Source organism: Dapis brunnea BLCC-M229, from assembly GCF_050015995.1.
Taxonomy (GTDB): domain Bacteria; phylum Cyanobacteriota; class Cyanobacteriia; order Cyanobacteriales; family Microcoleaceae; genus Trichodesmium.
In genome coordinates, this window is record NZ_JBNHEP010000246.1 from 12,928 (window position 1) to 31,741 (window position 18,814).

13 protein-coding genes and 1 other RNA gene are annotated in these 18,814 nt (G+C 35.7%); 10 read left to right on the forward strand and 4 right to left on the reverse strand.

Going from position 1 to position 18,814, the window contains the following annotated elements; translation table 11 throughout:
* Window positions 1–378 precede the first annotated feature (378 nt).
* Together ACP6PM_RS28115 and ACP6PM_RS28120 are read right to left on the reverse strand one after the other, a co-directional pair.
* Window positions 379–4,374: a peptidase gene (locus tag ACP6PM_RS28115; RefSeq protein ID WP_426590193.1), complete on the reverse strand. Its 3,996-nt coding sequence runs from the start codon at window positions 4,372–4,374 to the stop codon at window positions 379–381.
* Window positions 4,375–4,638: 264 nt separating this feature from the next.
* The gene (locus ACP6PM_RS28120) at window positions 4,639–5,742 is read right to left on the reverse strand and encodes a DM13 domain-containing protein (RefSeq protein ID WP_426590194.1); all 1,104 of its coding nucleotides are present in this window, start codon (window positions 5,740–5,742) and stop codon (window positions 4,639–4,641) included.
* Between the two features lie 658 nt (window positions 5,743–6,400).
* Here ACP6PM_RS28120 and ACP6PM_RS28125 point away from each other — a divergent pair.
* The 7 genes from ACP6PM_RS28125 to ACP6PM_RS28155 all read left to right on the forward strand — a co-directional run bounded on the left by ACP6PM_RS28125 (window position 6,401) and on the right by ACP6PM_RS28155 (window position 13,807).
* Window positions 6,401–7,003 carry a hypothetical protein gene (locus tag ACP6PM_RS28125; protein ID WP_426590195.1) on the forward strand — a complete coding sequence of 201 codons (603 nt, stop codon included), beginning with the start codon at window positions 6,401–6,403 and terminating at the stop codon, window positions 7,001–7,003.
* Window positions 7,000–8,442: a 7-cyano-7-deazaguanine synthase gene (locus tag ACP6PM_RS28130; protein WP_426590196.1), complete on the forward strand. Its 1,443-nt coding sequence runs from the start codon at window positions 7,000–7,002 to the stop codon at window positions 8,440–8,442. The genes ACP6PM_RS28125 and ACP6PM_RS28130 overlap by 4 nt, the downstream gene beginning before the upstream one ends.
* 11 nt (window positions 8,443–8,453) lie before the next feature.
* Window positions 8,454–9,656, forward strand: coding sequence for an ImmA/IrrE family metallo-endopeptidase (locus ACP6PM_RS28135; RefSeq protein ID WP_426590197.1), 1,203 nt, complete (start codon window positions 8,454–8,456; stop codon window positions 9,654–9,656).
* An 18-nt stretch (window positions 9,657–9,674) separates the two neighbouring features.
* Window positions 9,675–10,235 carry a PIN domain-containing protein gene (locus tag ACP6PM_RS28140; RefSeq protein ID WP_426590198.1) on the forward strand — a complete coding sequence of 187 codons (561 nt, stop codon included), beginning with the start codon at window positions 9,675–9,677 and terminating at the stop codon, window positions 10,233–10,235.
* A gap of 336 nt (window positions 10,236–10,571) precedes the next feature.
* Window positions 10,572–11,285 carry a M15 family metallopeptidase gene (locus ACP6PM_RS28145; RefSeq protein ID WP_426590199.1) on the forward strand — a complete coding sequence of 238 codons (714 nt, stop codon included), beginning with the start codon at window positions 10,572–10,574 and terminating at the stop codon, window positions 11,283–11,285.
* 360 nt (window positions 11,286–11,645) lie between these two features.
* The gene (locus ACP6PM_RS28150) at window positions 11,646–12,680 is read left to right on the forward strand and encodes a leucine-rich repeat domain-containing protein (RefSeq protein ID WP_426590200.1); all 1,035 of its coding nucleotides are present in this window, start codon (window positions 11,646–11,648) and stop codon (window positions 12,678–12,680) included.
* A 191-nt stretch (window positions 12,681–12,871) separates the two neighbouring features.
* Window positions 12,872–13,807 carry a leucine-rich repeat domain-containing protein gene (locus ACP6PM_RS28155; protein WP_426590201.1) on the forward strand — a complete coding sequence of 312 codons (936 nt, stop codon included), beginning with the start codon at window positions 12,872–12,874 and terminating at the stop codon, window positions 13,805–13,807.
* 596 nt (window positions 13,808–14,403) lie between these two features.
* Here ACP6PM_RS28155 and ACP6PM_RS28160 read toward each other — a convergent pair.
* Window positions 14,404–14,526: a hypothetical protein gene (locus tag ACP6PM_RS28160; protein ID WP_426590202.1), complete on the reverse strand. Its 123-nt coding sequence runs from the start codon at window positions 14,524–14,526 to the stop codon at window positions 14,404–14,406.
* 347 nt (window positions 14,527–14,873) lie between these two features.
* Window positions 14,874–16,073, reverse strand: coding sequence for a lipid-A-disaccharide synthase-related protein (locus ACP6PM_RS28165; protein ID WP_426590203.1), 1,200 nt, complete (start codon window positions 16,071–16,073; stop codon window positions 14,874–14,876).
* A 502-nt stretch (window positions 16,074–16,575) separates the two neighbouring features.
* Here ACP6PM_RS28165 and corA point away from each other — a divergent pair.
* The 3 genes from corA (at window position 16,576) to ACP6PM_RS28180 (ending at window position 18,790) form a co-directional block, all read left to right on the forward strand.
* A complete protein-coding gene (gene corA, locus ACP6PM_RS28170; RefSeq protein WP_426590204.1) occupies window positions 16,576–17,742 on the forward strand; it encodes a magnesium/cobalt transporter CorA in 1,167 nt (388 codons plus the stop codon).
* A 77-nt stretch (window positions 17,743–17,819) separates the two neighbouring features.
* An RNA gene (gene rnpB, locus ACP6PM_RS28175) (RNase P RNA component class A) lies at window positions 17,820–18,210 on the forward strand.
* A gap of 271 nt (window positions 18,211–18,481) precedes the next feature.
* The gene (locus ACP6PM_RS28180) at window positions 18,482–18,790 is read left to right on the forward strand and encodes a phytanoyl-CoA dioxygenase family protein (protein ID WP_426590205.1); all 309 of its coding nucleotides are present in this window, start codon (window positions 18,482–18,484) and stop codon (window positions 18,788–18,790) included.
* Window positions 18,791–18,814 lie beyond the last annotated feature (24 nt).

The window sequence follows — 18,814 nt, forward strand, 5'->3', positions numbered from 1 at the left end:
ACTGCTCCGCAAACGCTGTTGCTCGCAATGACATAAATGCCTTATCTTGCGTAAGTCCTGTTATTAAAGCTTGTAGTAGGGCTAAATCCCTAAGAGACTGTTTTTAAAGTTTTGTCAAGTAAAGCGTTGGCGGAGCCTAGCGGCAGCTATATCGATCTTTAAACTGTAAAAACTTAGTTATTTAAGCGTTTTTATGGGTAACAGTAGGGACGTTCCATGGAACGTCCCTACAAGGTTTTGATTGTGACTTGAGGTAATCTATCTGAAAAGCACTGTAAGATTTAGGGAGAGACAATTAGGTTCAGAAGTACTCCCACACTCCCACACTCCCAATCTCCCAATCTCCCAATCTCCCCAACTCCCCAACTTCCTTACTTCCTACTCCCTACTCCTATTTACTCTAGGAACAAACAGAACAAAATCAGTAGGCACGATCGCCTCAATACTTGAGTTAAAACCCCCCACTTGATTAGTACGCAATATTGACAACGAAGCACCAAACTGGAGAAAAATCATCGCTAGTTGGTCGTTAGTAAACCGAGGTAACAGCGATCGCCAACTTTTGGCAACTTGCCATAAAGTTTCGAGGGGAGTTTCTACAGGGAAACCTCCTAAAGTTGTTGCTTCATAACGCCAGTCAGCTCGTGCTTTTCCCAAAGGTGTTAAGTGATTTTCCAAAGTTTTGACTAGGTTAGTTAACTGTTTAAATCTTTTAGTTTGTTCATCATCAGGATGTTCCCTCAACCATTTCATAATTAGGGGATTTAATTTTAACTGAGCGACCATCCGATTCAAAGCTGTATAAAGTGCTTGACTAGAATCTTGTACACAGGAATTTATCGGACTAACAGAAGTTGTACCTCTACCATCTCCAGTTCGATAACGAGCTGCCATTACATCCAATTCTTGCACTATATAATTGAGTGGAGAAAATTTAACGCCATTAAAATCATAATCTTCGGTCATAGGTTTGAACTTAATAATAATCTCGGAAGTAGGACGTACTCCTAGCCATCCCCATTGCCGATCGCCCATATATCTCATCCAAGATAAAGTACCGGAAATAATCCCATCACAGTTATGAGTGTAGATTTGTCGATATTCAAGATTAAACCGAAGTTCATTGGTCAGGGGTTCCCGCACTACCTTTGCTATACCAAAAGCAAAATGACCGAAAAATATTCCCAAGGGAGAAAGTTCAGGTTTTTTGCCCCCAATACCTCCATAGACGTGCATGAAAAGAGCGCGTTCGCCTTCTTGCCAAATAGGAGTTTCGGAAATTTCACTTTCTGGTTTTTCAGTAGGGTCTAGGAAAATATTTGCAATATTACCTTTCGGCGCGACTTTCTCCTGCCAATATTTATGGTTGATATAATCTAACGTTGCCTTTTTGCCAGAAATTGTTTTCTCAGGTTGAACAGAAAACAAAGCACGAGGAGCGATCGCCTGTACGACAAACTTACCTACAGCATTTTTTGCTCCATAAATATACCAACCTCTGGCATTTACAGGAGAATTTTCCAAACCTTCATTAGTAGAAGGAACAACTCCATTACGGTCAGCAACCACAGAAGGAATATAAACAATTTCCTCCATACCATCAAATTTCTGAGAGTTGCGGTTATAGTGAGACACCCGAAATAGATCGTCACCCACAAACTCTTGAATTCTCACCAACCCATAAAAACGACCAGAAATTTGAATCGGTTCGCGACTAATATATAGACTTGGGCGACCTGCACCATTATCCTCAACAATTACAGGTTCAGGTAAAGCTATTATTACATCATCTTCTGGTCTTGCACCTGCTAAAGATTCCAAAGGATCGACATTTTGCCAATTATTTATTCGGTCTGGATGAATATTTCCTTGTCGCTTACTTATCCTTACCTGCTCGACAAAATTAACATTCGTTGTGACAAGCTCAACATAAGTTTGTAGGTTAGGGTCATTACTCCAACGTAAATTGACAATTTTTCCGATGAGGTGTTGATTTGCCGAATCTGCTGTATGAATTTCTAGTAAGACACCTTTAACTTTTTCCCTTTCCTCAGAAGTCGGTAAAATTAACCGCCCTACATAAGTACCGATAGGTTGATAAAATTCTGAATTAATATCAAGTCTGCTGAATTGAGTCTCATCAAAATCTTCTTCTTCTCCTGTTGGTAAATTTCGCAAATTTGCCTCTGTGGAGTTTTGCCTATTGCCGACTAAATTTTCTCTGTCAATATTTTGAGTAATTTCAAGTTGGCTAAATTGAGTCTCATCAAAATCTTCTTCTTCTCGTGTTGGTAAATTTCTTAAATTTGCCTCTGTGGAGTTTTGCCTATTGCCGACTAAATTTTCTCTGTCAATATTTTGAGTAATTTCAAGTTGGCTAAATTGAGCATCATCAAAATCTTCTCCTTCCTGGGTTGATAAATTTCCCAAATCTTCCTCTATTCCCTGTTCCCTGTTCCCTGTTCCCTGTTCCCTATTCCCTATTCTCTGTTCCCTGTTCCCTGTTCCCTGTTCCCTTCCTATCAAAGGATAATAATTAGGATGGTTAAATATAGCCTCCTTGTAAAGCTCATAATTACTAAAAGTTCTAAAATCATCAGGATTTAACCCTGTTGCTCCCCAATTATTCGTTAAAATTCCCGAAATAATATCCAAAGTTTGCTCTAAGTAAGTTCTACCATCAGGCAACTTTTCACTTCCCATCGGACCTGCTTCAGCATTATGAGCAACCGGACCCAGAGAAATAAAACTAATCTTATCTCGACGTTTAGCACGATTCCAATTTGATAGAAACAAAATCGGCCACCTGCCAGGAAACATAATGGGACCTAATTTTTCCACGCCATCCTTTTCTCCCACCAGATGATACAAACGTTCTACTTCCATTGCTCCAGTATTGCCACTTATTACCCCTGCCAAAGAAATAACTTCAATCGGCGCACCCGTCGCTTGCTTCAGAAAAGATACTGCCCCCATAGACATTTGACCCCCTCCACTATAACCAATCAGAGCGATCGGTTTTTTACTACCCAGGGGATAACCAAAGTGGAGAAGACTATCGAATAAAACTTGTGCTAATCCTTGATTTTGAATCAGACCGTAACGAGGGTCCGCAGCAACAGCAACAGCAGCCACATTTCGCAAGTTGATAATACCTGCAATGGGATTATCAGGATTTTTCTGAGCAATAGAATCAAGGATATTCCACAAAAATGCTAAAGGTCGGTCTGTTGTTAAAGGTCGGTTTGTAGCAGAGTAAGGCATAATCCCCTTAATAATTGCTACATCCAAGGGAGTAGCATCAGCTAAACTATCCAGAAAATTTTCGACAATAGGTAGATATTGGTAAGTACCTTGATTAATCCCATCTAAATACAAAACATAAACAGAAGCATCTTGGCGATCGGGTACTTCTGTAACTAAACTGCCTGAATATCTGAGAGTTGGAGCTTCATACCATCCCGCCCACCAAGTTAAAGATTCTAGGGGAGTAAAAATTATTGAGCATAAAAGAGCAATTAAACCGATACTTATTAAGTCAATGGTAAGTTTAACCGTATCGTTAAAAGCTGTGTACCAAATAGAGAAAAAATTTCCAGATACAGGTGATAAGAGGATGATAATGGAAAAAGCAATAAATCCAATAACTATATATTTGAAGAGCGATTTGATTTTTTGCTTTTGCGGTTTATGAGTTTCTTGAGGTAAAAAGTCAGTGGTAATCTGGAACGAAGTAGATTGCTTCCCTGCCATGACAATTTCTTCTAGTTGTTGCCTATCTGTTACTAACTCAGTTCCAGCAGCAAGATTTAACAACCATTGCCCAAAAGCAGTAATGGGACGACCAATAGTGCGCTGAGATACCTGATGTACTATCCATCCCAAAATATTACAGGTAAATGCTCCCCAAATAGTTAGTTGCGTAATTTCTTGTATTCCTTTAATTTCTGCTAGTAAGCTCCATAGAGTTAGTAGGACGCTAATAGGAATGCCAAAATAAGGTAATCCAATTAAAAACCCTAGCATTTGAGGTGCATAACTCAACCCCAAGGTACGGATAATTGCTACTAATTCTAAGTTAATATTAAAGATAAGTTGGCTAACCAACCAAAGACTGATTCCCCAAAACCAAAAGCTAAAAAGAAATATAATTGCAGAAATTCCTAAGCTGAGGACAAAGCGTAATTTTTTAACTTTATTAATGAATAGTACAACACATTGTCCGATCGCTTGTGACAAACCAGCAATTAAGACAATAGTTAATGCTGCCTCAGTACCTTGAGGTAGACTATTAATTTGGTTATAGACTTCTGGGTTGAGAGTTAATGCACCTGATATGAGATGCCAGAATTGGTCAAAAGCTGATTCTGTCATAGTTTTTATCTAATAAGGAAACTTCACAAATCAAGGGAAGTACCAGAGTTTGGATAATCCCGGGGTGTTAATTAAATTGCACCGCCAGGAATATCTTAAAAGAAAACAAGAAATAAAATTACTAAAAGAAACAGTTAGTAAGGTCATTTTTTTTAAGGTGTGATAAGGGAATTTCAACCCTTCCTCAACCATCCGGCGCAATAGTTGCTGGGAATTTTAACACAAACTCAAAAATCTGAATAGCTGAATGCTAAAAGCTGATAGCTAGTTAAGCTTTGCCGAACCAAAAGTAACATCAAATTTTTCACACCAAACCACAACATTTGGGAAATTTTGCCAATTTATTCCTTCTGGAATGTCATAAATTTGTTCCCCTGTAAAACTTTTTAAATTTCCCAAACGTACATAATTTTCTTTTGTATAACTTTCGGGACGATTTTGTTTATGTAAAAGCAATCTTACTGCCGGACCTTCAATAGCAGAAAAATTTTCCGCTAACCGCACTTGAGTTTTATTTCCTACCTGAATAATTTCTGCTGTACCTTCTGTATCTTCCCCTGGAGTAATAGTTACAAATTCTCCAGAAGCTAAAACCTGATTTGCTTGTGCTAAAGTCGGATAATTTGAGATAGAAGCAACAAGAATTTCTGGAGATAAAGTTTGAGATTTTGAATCTGGGCAAACTTTATTTTGCCAATCACATTTATATAAATGTTGCTGTTGCCAACTCAGAGAAATTTCCAACAAATCTCGACCTCCTGTTATTCCTTGTCCTAAAAATACCAGAAGTGCTAAACAGTTTAAAATCGTATGAATTTTGCGCCATTTGTTAGTTCTATCTTTATATATTTCCGGCACAATAGCCAAAGAAAAAATCATCAACATTGAAGCAATTATACCATAATAAAAATGAGAAACTGCCCACTGATAGTCGCGTCGGAAAACACCATCTTGAAAACCTAAAACTACGATACCAGCTCCGGTTAAAGTAGCAAATATTCCTCGCCATAATTTAGTTTTAGCTTTATAAAGAAATACTAGAGAAGCAACCGTAGCAATAAAGATAGTTACTATTAATATTGCTAGGGTCATATTTTCACTTTTAAAATCTTTAAAAATACCTTTAAAATAAATTGAATAAGCAATAGCAACTAAGGTTATTCCCACTACGGAACCAGTCAACCAATTACCTATTTTTCGATGTTCTGGTCCTACTACTGGAGGAATTTTACTTTTACCTTTGTCGGCAGTTTGTAACCTTCGTTGACGAGCTTGCCAGGCTAGGTTTACCACCATACCAATAATTGGAAATACTACCACAACGGCTAAAGTTGGATGTATCAATCCTGCAATATCTTTTGGATTCATGTTTGACCTTTTAGATATAACTTGACATATTATATTTAAGCAGATTGATGGGAAATTAAATTATTTTTTGCTGAAAATTGGCTAAAAATTAGGTGATGGGGAATTTGGGCAATATTGAGAATAGTTGAAAGGTCTTAAATTCTGTATCCTGGTATTAAAAATCTATTGTTACTAAAGCATTCTCAGAATTGAAAATTAGAGATGATGATTTCCAGCAAAAGAGTAAATTGTGTGATAAATAAAAATGAAAAATATTGCTTTAAATTTAGCAAGAATGAAACAAATAATTCTCTTAATAGAGCTTTTCAATTTACTGTAATAAATCAAATTCTGTAGGTAGCTCTATCAAAAAGATAGTTGGTGTAATTCATTAGCTCACTATTAGTATATTTCTCTCTTAAAAGCTTTTTTAATTCTACCCTGTGTGTATAGCGCTACGCGCAAGTCAGAACTCAGAAGTAATCCCTGACTGAGTTTGAGCATTTATAAATGTCTTCGCCCTATTTGGGTAGTGGCATACTTGGGCCTTACTCCATTTTATATGATCTGACAAAAATGACATATAATAGCTAAAAAGTAAATTAAAAGTTGACATTGTTGGAAAGACGAGCTAACCTAGAGATATGGACATAAACCTGGTAAGGAGGTGAGTTAAATTATGGCCGACGGAGATATTATCCACGGCGAACTTTCAGGACCTTATCGGAAACCCTACAAGTGGCTTTGTGAGGGAAAGGCTGATAATAATGAATGTGCCAGGGTTTTGATGAGTGCGATATTACGGGATCTTAAGAACAAAGGGGTTGCCCCAGTGAGACTTGCTAAACAGATGGCAGAAAGCTTGAAACAATTTATTAATAATGGATGTAGAGATTGGGTTGCTATGAGTAAAAAATTAGATTGGCTAGCACAACAAGCTTCATGTTCACATTACCTTCGGGAACTTGTTCTTCGCCCTAGTAAGAGTATCCTCCATAATATTCGTTATAGTAAGGCAGCAATAGATACCAGAAACTTATCTGAAGCAATTACAGAGGGATATATACAGGAAGTATACAAGTCTAATTTTGAGCAACGTATTCCTGACAAAGGTGCAGATAATGACACCGTTATGAACCGTGTTAAAGCACTAAATTCAGAAGTATACCCTGAAATTAAAAAATGGGCGAAGCAGGCAAATGTAGATGGAGATGTGTCAAAGCTACGACTACCCCGACGCCAGAAAGTAAAAGAAATAGACCTTGGGGAGAATTTGCTATGAATAAAACAATCTTTACTGCTCAGAAAAACGAGAGCGATCGCTGCGATTATATCTTTAACTTTGGACCTATATCTAACAAGAATGGAACTGTACAGTTCATCGATCACTCTAAAGGTAAAGAATCAAAAGTCTATATTAATGTAGACGATAAAGATTTTGCTTATGGGGTTCGAGAAAATTTTCCATCTATTGTTGCTGACATAGTTGACCTAGCAGTTGCTATTCATGCTTCAGACCGTCTTGCTCCTCATAAGCTTGACCAAAACCAGCGTCATCTTCATGTTGTGCTTCCAGTACGTCATCCAGAATTATTAAGTGCTGAACCATTTCTGACAAAGTTAAAAGAATTACTATACTGGACAACCGGAAGCGAATGGGTTTTTGACTTCCAAAAACGAAAAGCAGCAGGGCGCTATGTTGAACAACAATTAGTCTTGCCAATTATTTCTGAAAGTTCGGAAGTAGCACTTTGGAGTGGTGGTCTTGATGCTTTAGCAGGTTTGTACACTCGTCTACAGAGGTATCCAGAAAAGTCGTTCGTATTGTTCGGGACAGGCAGCAACAATAACGTTTATTTCCGCCAGGAAGAAGTAGCAAAAAAGGTTCAATCTATATTTATCAACCGTTGCGACCTCCGTCGCGTTCCTATTCGCTTCCACGGTAGCGGCGAGCATAACAAGAACAAACTTTCCCGTGGGCGAGGTGTGGTATTTACCTTGCTTGGTGCTGCCTGTGCATATCTTATGGGTAGTCGGGTTCTCTCCGTCTACGAGAATGGAGTCGGAGCAATTAATCTTCCCTACAGTAGGTCTGCTATAGGATTAGATCATTCTCGATCTGTTCACCCAATAACTCTATTGATGGTAAGTGATGTCATTTCAGAGCTTTTGGAAGAAAAATTTCAGGTAAAGAACCCATTTCTTTTTTGGACTAAAGGCGAAATGTGTCAAGCATTAGCTAAAGATAACAGAATTGACTTGCCTCCAATAACTATGTCATGTGACAGTCCACATCGTCAGCAACCAATTCAGTGTGGGTATTGTTCCTCTTGCATTTTGAGAAAGCAATCTCTTGCTGCCTCAAAAATAGAAGACAAAACTCGCTATATAGTGCCTCATGGAGAACGCCCTAAAGAAGACCCAACCTTACATTTTCGTCATATGGTTGCCCAGGTTCGTACTTTCCACAACCTACTAAGTACCTCTAATGAGATTGATATTCAGTGGGAAACTCTGACTAAAGAATTTCCGGGATTAGACGATATAGTAGATCGGACTACTGAAACAGAAAATCTATCTATTGCTGATATGCAAAGTAGTCTGATCAAGTTATTTCAGACTTACGTTTCCGAATGGAATATGGTAAAATCTATAATAGAAAGAGATTTCTTGGATCAAGATGTCGCAAAGATCCAACAGATTTCCACATTAAAAAGTTGAGGGACAATACCATGACTAACAATGTCCTTGACAACATCGATCTACGGCAGTTGGGAGAACGCCTCCAACAAGCTCGTAATAAATGCGGTATGACTCAAGCTGATGCTGCAAAAGTCATTAATGCTGCAAGGACTACGATGGTTGCTATTGAAAAAGGAGAACGCCGTCTGAAGGCAACCGAACTAATTAAACTTGCTCGTGCTTACGGAATATCTGTAAGTGATTTTGTCCGTGAACGCCCAGTAGTTGAACCTTTTCAGGTCCAGTTTCGGAAAGCTTATAGGCAAAATGAAGTAGAAAAATCTCAGATTGAATCTGTGATTGAGGAATGGGAGCAATTTTGTCAAAATTACCTAGAACTTGAGGGAATTATGAATGCACCGCTTCCCCAAAACTATCCTCGTGAGTATGAGGTAAGTGGGATGCCAATAGAACGTACTGCCGAAGCTATTGCAGTTGAAGAACGTCAGCGACTAGGACTTGGAGATGGACCTATTCCTTTACTTCGGGATACCTTGGAGCAGAGTGTTGGACTGCGCATTTTCTACTTGAAGATGCCATCAAAATATTCAGAGATTTACACTTATGATGAAAAACTTGGTGGATGTATGGCAATAAATGCTAATCATCCTGAAGAAAGAAGACGTTGGTCTCTAGCACATGGATATCTACACTTTCTTGCTCATCGGCGCAAAGCTGTAGTCGATCTAGTTGATGCTCCATATCAAAGAATGCCAGCAAGTGAGCGACTTGCTGAAGCTTTCCCGAAGTATTTTTTGATGCCAACGAGTGGTTTACTGAAGCGGTTTAACGATATGTATCGTGAGAGTAAAAATTTTACACCGACTAATTTATTTACTTTAGCTCATTACTACGGCGTGTCTGTAGAAGCTCTAACTTATCGGTTGGAAGAAATGGAACTTCTACCTTCTGGAACTTGGGAACGATTGCGAGACCGTGGTTTAAAAGTGAGAAAGGTACAAGAGGAACTAGGTTTAGAAGCTATTCCGCAACGTACAGATACGACACCGATTCACTATCAACATCTGGCTATTGAAGCACTAGATCAAGGTCTAATTACTGAAGGGCGCTTTGCAGATTTTCTCAATGTCGATCGCCTAGAAGCACGTCGTATTGCTAACATATTACGAGAATATTCCAGTGGAATAATGGACAAAGCAACCGATATAAATTTACGCGAGGCGCAGGAATGAGGGAGGTTAAATTAAATTATGAAAATTTCTCGCTCCCACCTTCTTATTGATGCTTGTTGTATCATAAATTTTTGGGCATCGGGTCATCTTCTAGAAATTTTGAAGGTTATTCCAGCTCAAGTTGCAGTGACTCAAGTCGTACTAGAAGAAGAGTTACAAATTCTCCAACGTCAGCAAAATGAAGGTGATGAAAGTGCTATTCAGTTTCAGATAGCTATAGATCGGGATATAGTTAAAATTGTAGATTTTGACTTCGACTCAGACGCAGAAACTGAAACATTTGTGAATTACTTGGCAAATAATCTTGGTGATGGTGAGGCAGCAACTTTTGCCATAGCTTTTCATAGAGGATGGGCGATCGCTACCGATGATAAGAAAGCAATATCATTTATTCAGCAAGAAGCACCCCATCTTCAAATTTTCTCAACTCCAGAAATAATTAAATATTGGTCTGAGGAAAGAAAGATTGACTTTCCACAACTATCTGAAGCTCTAAATGCAGTTGAAAAAAAAGGAAGATATTCACCTCCAAAAAGTCATCCTCTAAGAAATTGGTGGGAAAATAATTTAGGCAGATAAACTTTTAATTTTATATTTCAATTACCCAATTATACAAATTTGATAAAAATTTGCTAGGAATCTCTATCAATTTTTTCCTATTACTTATAATCAGAGTTATGTAACATTCTTTTCTCACCCTTAGTATCATATAATTATTAAAATTAAAACTTGACTATTAATAATTGATTTCTAAAAAGAAAATTTCAGATTTTCTTGGCTCCAGATTCAGCAGGAGGTATTGTTAACTAATAACTGATAACTGATACAGCAGATTCCGTACTAATGAGGTAGATATTTATCTATATTCTATTCCCTATATTCTATTCCCTGTTCCCTGTTCCCAGTTCCCTACTTATGAAACCTTACCAAAAAATTAAAATTCAAGAATGTCACGAACCCTTAGTTCCCATTCCCTTAGAATTATTTGCCATTGAATCACCTCATCCCTATCAAAAATTAGGTGCGCCCTATCATCTTTCTCAAACAAATTCACCTTATTTTTTACGTCAAAAAGTATTAGACAGTTTGATCGTATCTCAAATAAAATTACAACAAAATTATCCCGGTTTGCGCATCCAAATATTTGATGCTTATCGCCCTATTTCCATACAACAATTTATGGTAGATTACACTTTTGCAGAAACAGTAAAAGCTCAAGGTTTAACATTAGATAGTCCGTCTTTAAATGAAGCAAAACGTCAAGAAATTTTCGAGCTAGTTTATCAGTTTTGGGCAACTCCTAGTCTAAATCCGACTACACCACCACCTCACAGCACTGGTGCTGCTATAGATGTGACTTTGGTTGATGCTAATGGCAAAACTATTGATATGGGTTCTCCCATTGATGAGTTATCACCTCGCTCCTATCCCAATCATTTTTTAGAGCGTCAGGATAAAGAAGCTCAAAAATATCATCAACATCGACAATTATTAGCAGAGGTAATGTTGTCTGGGGGGTTTCAGCAGCATCAACAGGAATGGTGGCATTTTTCTCTAGGCGACCAAATGTGGGCTTGGTTATCTAATAGTGGAGGTGAAGTTGTGGCAAGATATGGAAGAGTAGAGTAGTAGTATTTCCGAGAAATCAAATCTTTTTTGAATCTGTCCGAGTATTAACTTTGTCAATTAAAATGATTCAAGTTAGATGTATATTTCTCGAATAGAATTGTTTCAGGCTAAAAAATGATAATAAAAGCTACCTTTACTGACCACTGACTATAGCAGTATGAAATGATTTGTGAAAAAAAACTGTAGGGGTTTGGTCTCCAAACCCTAGTAAAAATCGGATTTGGAAACCAAACCCCTAGGAGAAAATATTACAATCCATTTAGGATTGCTATATTGACTACTAGAAACAGTCCAAATATTTGTAGCAAACATTTATCACGCCTGGTATAACATCAATATAATTTGGAAATATAAATAACAATGAAAAAACTAAAAATAGTCTTTTTTAGCATTTATATTTGTTTAACAATACTCTTGAGGCAAAACTCTGCAAAAGCCAATTCGATCTCCCCAGAAAATTTTTCTACTTTTGCAGAATGGTGTTTAAATCAAAGTAATATTTCTCCTACTACCCAACATACAGTTAAAATTCTTTTGCAGAAAGCTAGAACTGAAAATTGCGTTGAAGCAGAAGAAAAACTTTCTCGTCTCTCCTTTATTTCCCTCAGCAATTATCGTATTAGGAATATTACTCCAATATCCAGTCTCAAAAATCTAACTCGACTTTCTCTCAATGATAATCAAATTTTAGAACTATCAGCTCTATCTCAACTACCAAAGTTGAGTCATTTATCTCTGGATGGTAATAGAATCAGAAATGTTTCTGACTTATCTAAATTAACCAACCTAACTCACCTCAGTCTCAGTGATAATAATATCAAAGATTTGTCTCCCTTATCCAACTTAACCAAACTAACTCATCTCAAACTAATTTTTAATCAAATAGAAGATTTATCTCCCCTATCTAACTTAACCCAATTAACTCAACTAAATCTTGGAGTTAATCGCATTAATAATATCAGCCCTTTAATAAGTTTAACCAATCTCACTCACCTATATCTTAACGATAATAATATTAGGGAGCTTTCTCCTCTATCCAACCTAGCAAACCTAACCAACCTATATTTATATCGGAATCAAATTAGTGACATTTCGCCTCTATCTAACCTAACTAACTTAACTTATCTTAGCCTCAGCGATAACTATATTATAGAAGTGTCAAAACTTTCTAGTTTAAATAAACTAAAATCTCTGATTCTGGTTTTCAATCAAATTACAAAAATAGACTCTTTATCAACCTTGAGTAACCTTATTTTACTAGATTTAAGTCGTAACAAAATAACAGATGTTAGTTCCTTATCAACTCTGACAAAATTAGAATCCCTGCATCTGCGAAATAACCCAGTTGCCAAAAAAAATTGCCCTATTCAACCAGAATCAATTTGTCGCTTCTAACAATTTTCTGCAAAAAATATAGCAATTCCCAAGAAGCGTGAGGTACACGCATTCTTTGGTTTTAGGGAACAGGGAACAGGGAACACTTAACTGGGAATAGGAAATAAAATACAAATAAAGATAGGTATACCTCATTAGGCTGAGAAACGCTATAGTAGAATCTATTCCTAGTAAGTTAGTAAAATCTGAATATGCTAAAAATATTTTCAAGTATAACCCACGCCTACAAAACAACAATCTACCTGTCAACCACATTGACTTTATATTTAGGAATCTATCATTGTTTACCCGTATTTTCCCAGGAGTCACAACTAACAAATAAATATACAACATTTCAAGAATGGTGTGAAAATAAGGCTAATCTTCCCGAAGAAACCAAACATACTGTCAATCTCTTATTAGAAGAAGTTGATACAGAAGATTGTAATGTTGCCAACCAACAACTTTCTAGTACGGATAGAATTAGTATATTTCGCCGTGAAATTAAGGATGTCAGACCGATTTCTAGCCTCACAAATCTGAAAATTCTTAACCTCAAATTTAATGAAATTACTGATATTAGTTCCCTTGCTAATTTAACTAATTTGATTGAACTAGATCTATGGAATAACCAAGTTTCTGATATTAGTCCGCTTGCTAATTTAACTAAACTGAAAAATATAAACCTGATTAACAACCCTATTCAAGATATTAGTCCTTTATCTAATTTGACTAATTTAACCAACCTTGCTTTAGTGGGTAATAAATTTACTGACCTTAGTGCTTTGTCAAATCTAACTAAACTGAGTAGCATTGCCTTAAATCGCAATCAAATTACTGATATTAGTCCTTTATCATCTTTAACTCAGCTTACTAGAGTGCGTCTTTCTAACAATAAAATCACAGATATTAGTCCTTTATCATCTTTAACTAATTTAACTAATCTGGAACTTGTAGATAATCAAATTAGTGATGTTAATCCCCTATCTCAGCTTACCAGTTTAACTTTTCTGAATCTTAGGGATAATCAGATTACTGATGCTACTTCTCTAAAATCTTTAACTAGATTAAGTACCCTTAATTTACAAGGAAATCCTCTCAATCAAAAAATATGTCCTGTCCAATCTAGTTCAGTTTGTAGATTTTAACCTTTTATACTTTTCAGTTTTCAGCAGTTAGCTTTCGGATAGTAATTGCTGACAGCTAACTCCTACCTATTTCACTTAAAAATTAAACAATAGATAATTGACTAATAGATTTTTTTCTATTGATTACTAATCCTAATCAACTATGGAAAAAAATCCCTGAACCGGAAAAAAAACTTATAAATGACCACTGGAGAGTAATTATTTCCAGAATAATTTCCTACTTTTCTCCCCTCAAAACCAAATCAGAAAAAATTGATTCGTAAGTTTTTTCCTCTTGATTATTTCTAGTAACCAACTCTGGAAAAAAAAATCCCTGAACTGGAAAATTAAAAAACTTATAAGGCAAGGATTCAGCCATCAGCTATTGGCTGGAGCACCATTAACTTATTCTTTTTGCAGGAAGAATCAGAGTTAAAAGATTGAAGGAAAATTCAAAGTTACTCTCAAAGCATTCTTTGCTAATCTTTCTTATTAATTATACCAATTCCCAAAAGCATTGCTATACTTAGGTCGCACTTCAGTTATTAAATAATTAACACAGGGGAAATTAATTTTTTGCTCTTTATTAGCCCAGTTAATGTTTATTATTCTTATGTTTATTCCTCCCCACACTCCCCCACTCCCCACACTTCCCCACCCAATCGGGTATAGTATTCTTTTTGAGAAATGGTATTAGTTGGTGCAGAATTATTACCACCGAAAAGCTGTTTCCGTAGCATTCCGCAGGAAAAACTGAAGGCTAATACCTGAATTATTACCTGATAACTGACCGCTGAAGAGTAATTATTTCCAGAATAATTTCCTACTTTCCTCCCCTCAAAACCAAATCAGATGAAAATTTACGAATCAATTTTATCCTCTTGATTATTTACACTAACCAACTCTGGAAAGAAAACTTCCACACAGGAAAAGCAAATAACCAATAGCTGACGGCTGAAGAGTAATTGCTAAGTAGGTCGTTGAAAAAATATAAAACTAATAGTGCAGATGTCGAGTCAGGTGAGAGAAATTATTTCATCCCTGTTTCCTATTTCCTCTCAATAATTTTCTATTTAATTTCACCTAGCTACTTATATTCCTGGAGATATTTAACAAGATAATCAGTTATTTTAGCACTAGCACCTGGTTTTCCCATTCGCTCTAAACCATTGTCAATACAAACTGCTAAATACTCTTTATCTGCCAAAGTTTCTTTTACTTTTTGAGCAGCTTCTTGCAGAATAAAACTATTAGCTATTTTTTTACCAATAACCTGTACTGAACAGCCTAAAAGTCTAGTTTGAGCTTCCGCAAAACGATAAGTAAATGACGGACCTTCACCAGGAATAGTAATTACAGGTTTCCCTAATCCAACAGCTTGTTCTATTGCAGTTCCAGCCATACCAATTACCAAATTTGAATTTTGTAAAATATCTGCAAAAGCATCCTCACAACAAATTACTTCTATTGCATATTCTTGAGTTAAAAATTTTAGCTTGCTTCCTTGATATTGCCAGCCTTGAGAAGTACCTATCGCCGCTAGTTCAGACATTAAAATAGGCACAGTTGCAGCTCGGAACTGACAAACATTTTCTCCCATAACTTTGACAATTTCTCTGACAAGTTTCAACAGCAAACATAAATTTCTACTAGCTTCTGGTAACCGGGAACCAGGTAAAATAGCAATAGTAAATAATTCTGGGTGAAGCTGTAAATTTTTCCCTGTTGAAGTTAAATTATCCATAACTGGCGTACCAACAAATTCTGCCTTCTTAATTCCTTGTCGGTTTAAATCTTTTGCCGTCAAAGCATCCCTAGCAAAAACCTTTAAACATCGAGAATTATTCAGTAATTTTGGCAATACTAAACCAAGATTAATTTTACCTTCATAGTAACTAGAATCAGCAGAAAGAAATACTACATAAGGAAGCTTTGTTGAATAGGCGATCGCTGCTACAACAATATCTCCAGTAGCCATAATTAAATCACAGTTTTTAGCAAATTTCCAAACTGTCTGTAACTGTTGCCAAGTTAAGCTAATTAAGCCTTGCCTCAAATCTTTAAATAATAATAAAGGATTAAGATATAAAAATCCTCCCGATGGCATATTTGCTGTAGGACTAATAATTGGTATATTTAATTTTTTATAATTACTACCAGAACCAACAATAGGCATAGCTGATATCTTTGTATCAGAAGAAATTTTTCTCAAAACTTTAATAATTTGACAGTTATGAGTATCTTCTCCATGACCATTACTTAAGAAAAGTATATTTTTTGTTTTCATAATTATTGACTATTTAGCTTTTTAGATAAATATTATGTTTTGGCAATTTCTCAAATTATCAAACTTACACATAGACATAAAATAAGTTAATTTTCCTAAAAATTAAAACTACATTATACAAAAAAGGAACTTTAAAAAATTAATAATTTGGTTTGATACAACTTCTTTGCCATTCCTACTAACTATAGCAATCCTATTTTATTCCTTTCAAAAATCTTACTGCTTTTTAGGGAACAGGGAACAGGGAAAAGTTTCAGTTTTTTTATTTACTTTTTGATTACCCGAACCTATGCGCGGATTGCTATATAAAATAAGTAGGGTGAGCAAAGATTGCAAAATTTATCCTTGCTCCAGATAAATAAAAACTTTTACACATTAATACTCACCGTCTACTGTAAACATATTTTTTTAAATTTATATTACTTTTTTGATCTGAAAAATCAATAAAATTAAAACTAAAATTACAAGAAATTATACTTGATAATCTTATAAGTTGAAATTTATGGCACATTCTCTTAAATCAGAATCTTATACACCTGAATTACCACCAGAAGAAGAAGAATCTCATGTTGAATATTACTACGACGACCCAGAAGATTTACCTGGAACTTTAGATTTAAAACCAGATGCTCTACCCCCAGAAATGTCTTTGATAGACTATACAGAAAATAAAGCAACTAGAATACAAATATCAAATCCTCAAGCTTGTATTCCCTATCTCAAATCTGATTCAATTTCTTGGATAAATGTGATTGGTTTAGGTAATCAAACTTCCTGGCAACAGATGGCAAAACTATTTCAAATACATCCTCTTACCCTTGCAGATGTAGTTAATGTTCCTCAAAGACCCAAAATTATACATGACAAAAATCAAATCATAATTATCACCTTGATGGTAAGAATAAGTTCTGATTTAGAAGAATTGAAAAAAGAACAAGTAAGTATCATATTAGGGGAAAAATATTTAATTACAGTTCAAGAAAATCCCGAACATGATTGTCTAAAACCTGTAAGAGAAAGAATCAAAAAGAATCAAGGAATTATTCGCAAAAAAAAAGTAGATTATCTAGCATATTCCCTACTAGATACAATAATTGATGGTTTTTTTCCAGTCTTAGAAGAATATGGAGAAAAGATAGAACTATTAGAAGATGAAGTAGTAATTAACCCTAATCATCAGACAATGCAAAAAATCTATCAACTGAGGCGAGAACTATTAACACTCCGTCGAACTATTTGGTCATTAAGAGATGCAATTAATATTCTAATTCGAGATGGTAGTAACTTAATAAATCCTGATGTATTAGTTTATTTTAGAGACTGCTATGAACATACAATTCAACTTAGAGATATAGTAGAAAGTTATCGAGATTTAGCTTCAGATTTAATGAATATTTATTTATCCTCAGTAAGTAATAAAATGAATGAAGTTATGAAGCTACTAACTGTAATTTCTTCAATCTTTATTCCATTAACTTTTATAGCCGGAGTTTATGGAATGAACTTCAACCCAGAAAAATCTCCTTTAAATATGCCAGAACTAGATTGGTATTATGGTTATCCTCTTTGCTTATTCATTATGTTTCTTACTGCTATTTGTTTGATTTATTTTTTCTGGCAAAAAGGATGGTTTAATAATCTCTCAACTACTCTCAAAAAAGATGATTAAGGAAAAAATACTTAAATATTTAATCTAAAAATTACTCAAAGGCTAATTATTTCTGATACAATAACTTAAATAGGAAAAAAGTAGGTGAGGCGGTTGCGGACTCAATATTTGGGGTCTGAGGAAAGTCCGGGCTCCCGAAAGACCAAGCTTGCTGGGTAACGCCCAGTGCGAGTGATCGTGAGGATAGTGCCACAGAAAAATACCGCCCTGTTTATCGGGGTAAGGGTGCAAAGGTGTGGTAAGAGCGCACCAGCAGTGTCGTGAGGCACTGGCTCGGTAAACCCCGGCGGGGAGCAAGGTCGGAGGAAAAATGGTTGGTCTTTTTCCAATTCCGTTGCATCACAGATTTATCTGTGGTGTTAGGTGTACCGCAAGAGGTGTCTGGTGACAGGCATCCTAGATAGATAACTGCCCTCTTAACTGGTTTCAGTTAAGGGAACAGAACCCGGCTTACTTCCTACTTTTTTCTTATTTTTTTTATAGTAATTAGCATTTATTTATATAGTCTTTATATTGATTTGATAGGGTTAAGTTTTTTATTTTTAGAATCTATATTTTTCTAAATCTACAATTAAAAATTACCTTTGATCAAAATATATAAGATGTAAGCATTCAAGTGTCAGGTATTCTCTTCGAGGAACTACGTTAACAGTAACTAGATTTGGCAGAGGAATTACTATTAAAAAATCAAAAAGTCATATAAAATGTCGTTCATGTTATTCACAATAATTCCTTTAAAATTACGCCACAAACTGATGGACTAGCAAAAAATAAATGGCATCAAGATGATACACCACACATTCTTTCTCTTAATGGCAAACCTTTAACTAATATTCGCTTAAATGTTCTAGCATTTTCTGTTAATTATTACTTAACAGATGTATTTTCTCCAGTAAACGGACCAACTCAAGTCATTCCAGGGTCTCATCTATTTGGTAAATTTTGCGACGACGATATTTCAGGATATGAAGATATAATTTATAGTTGCCTTGGAGGAATGGGTACCGCAGTTTGTTTTATAGCAGTCGAAGCAAAGATTAGGACATAATAGATAAAAATTATCTAGGAAAGA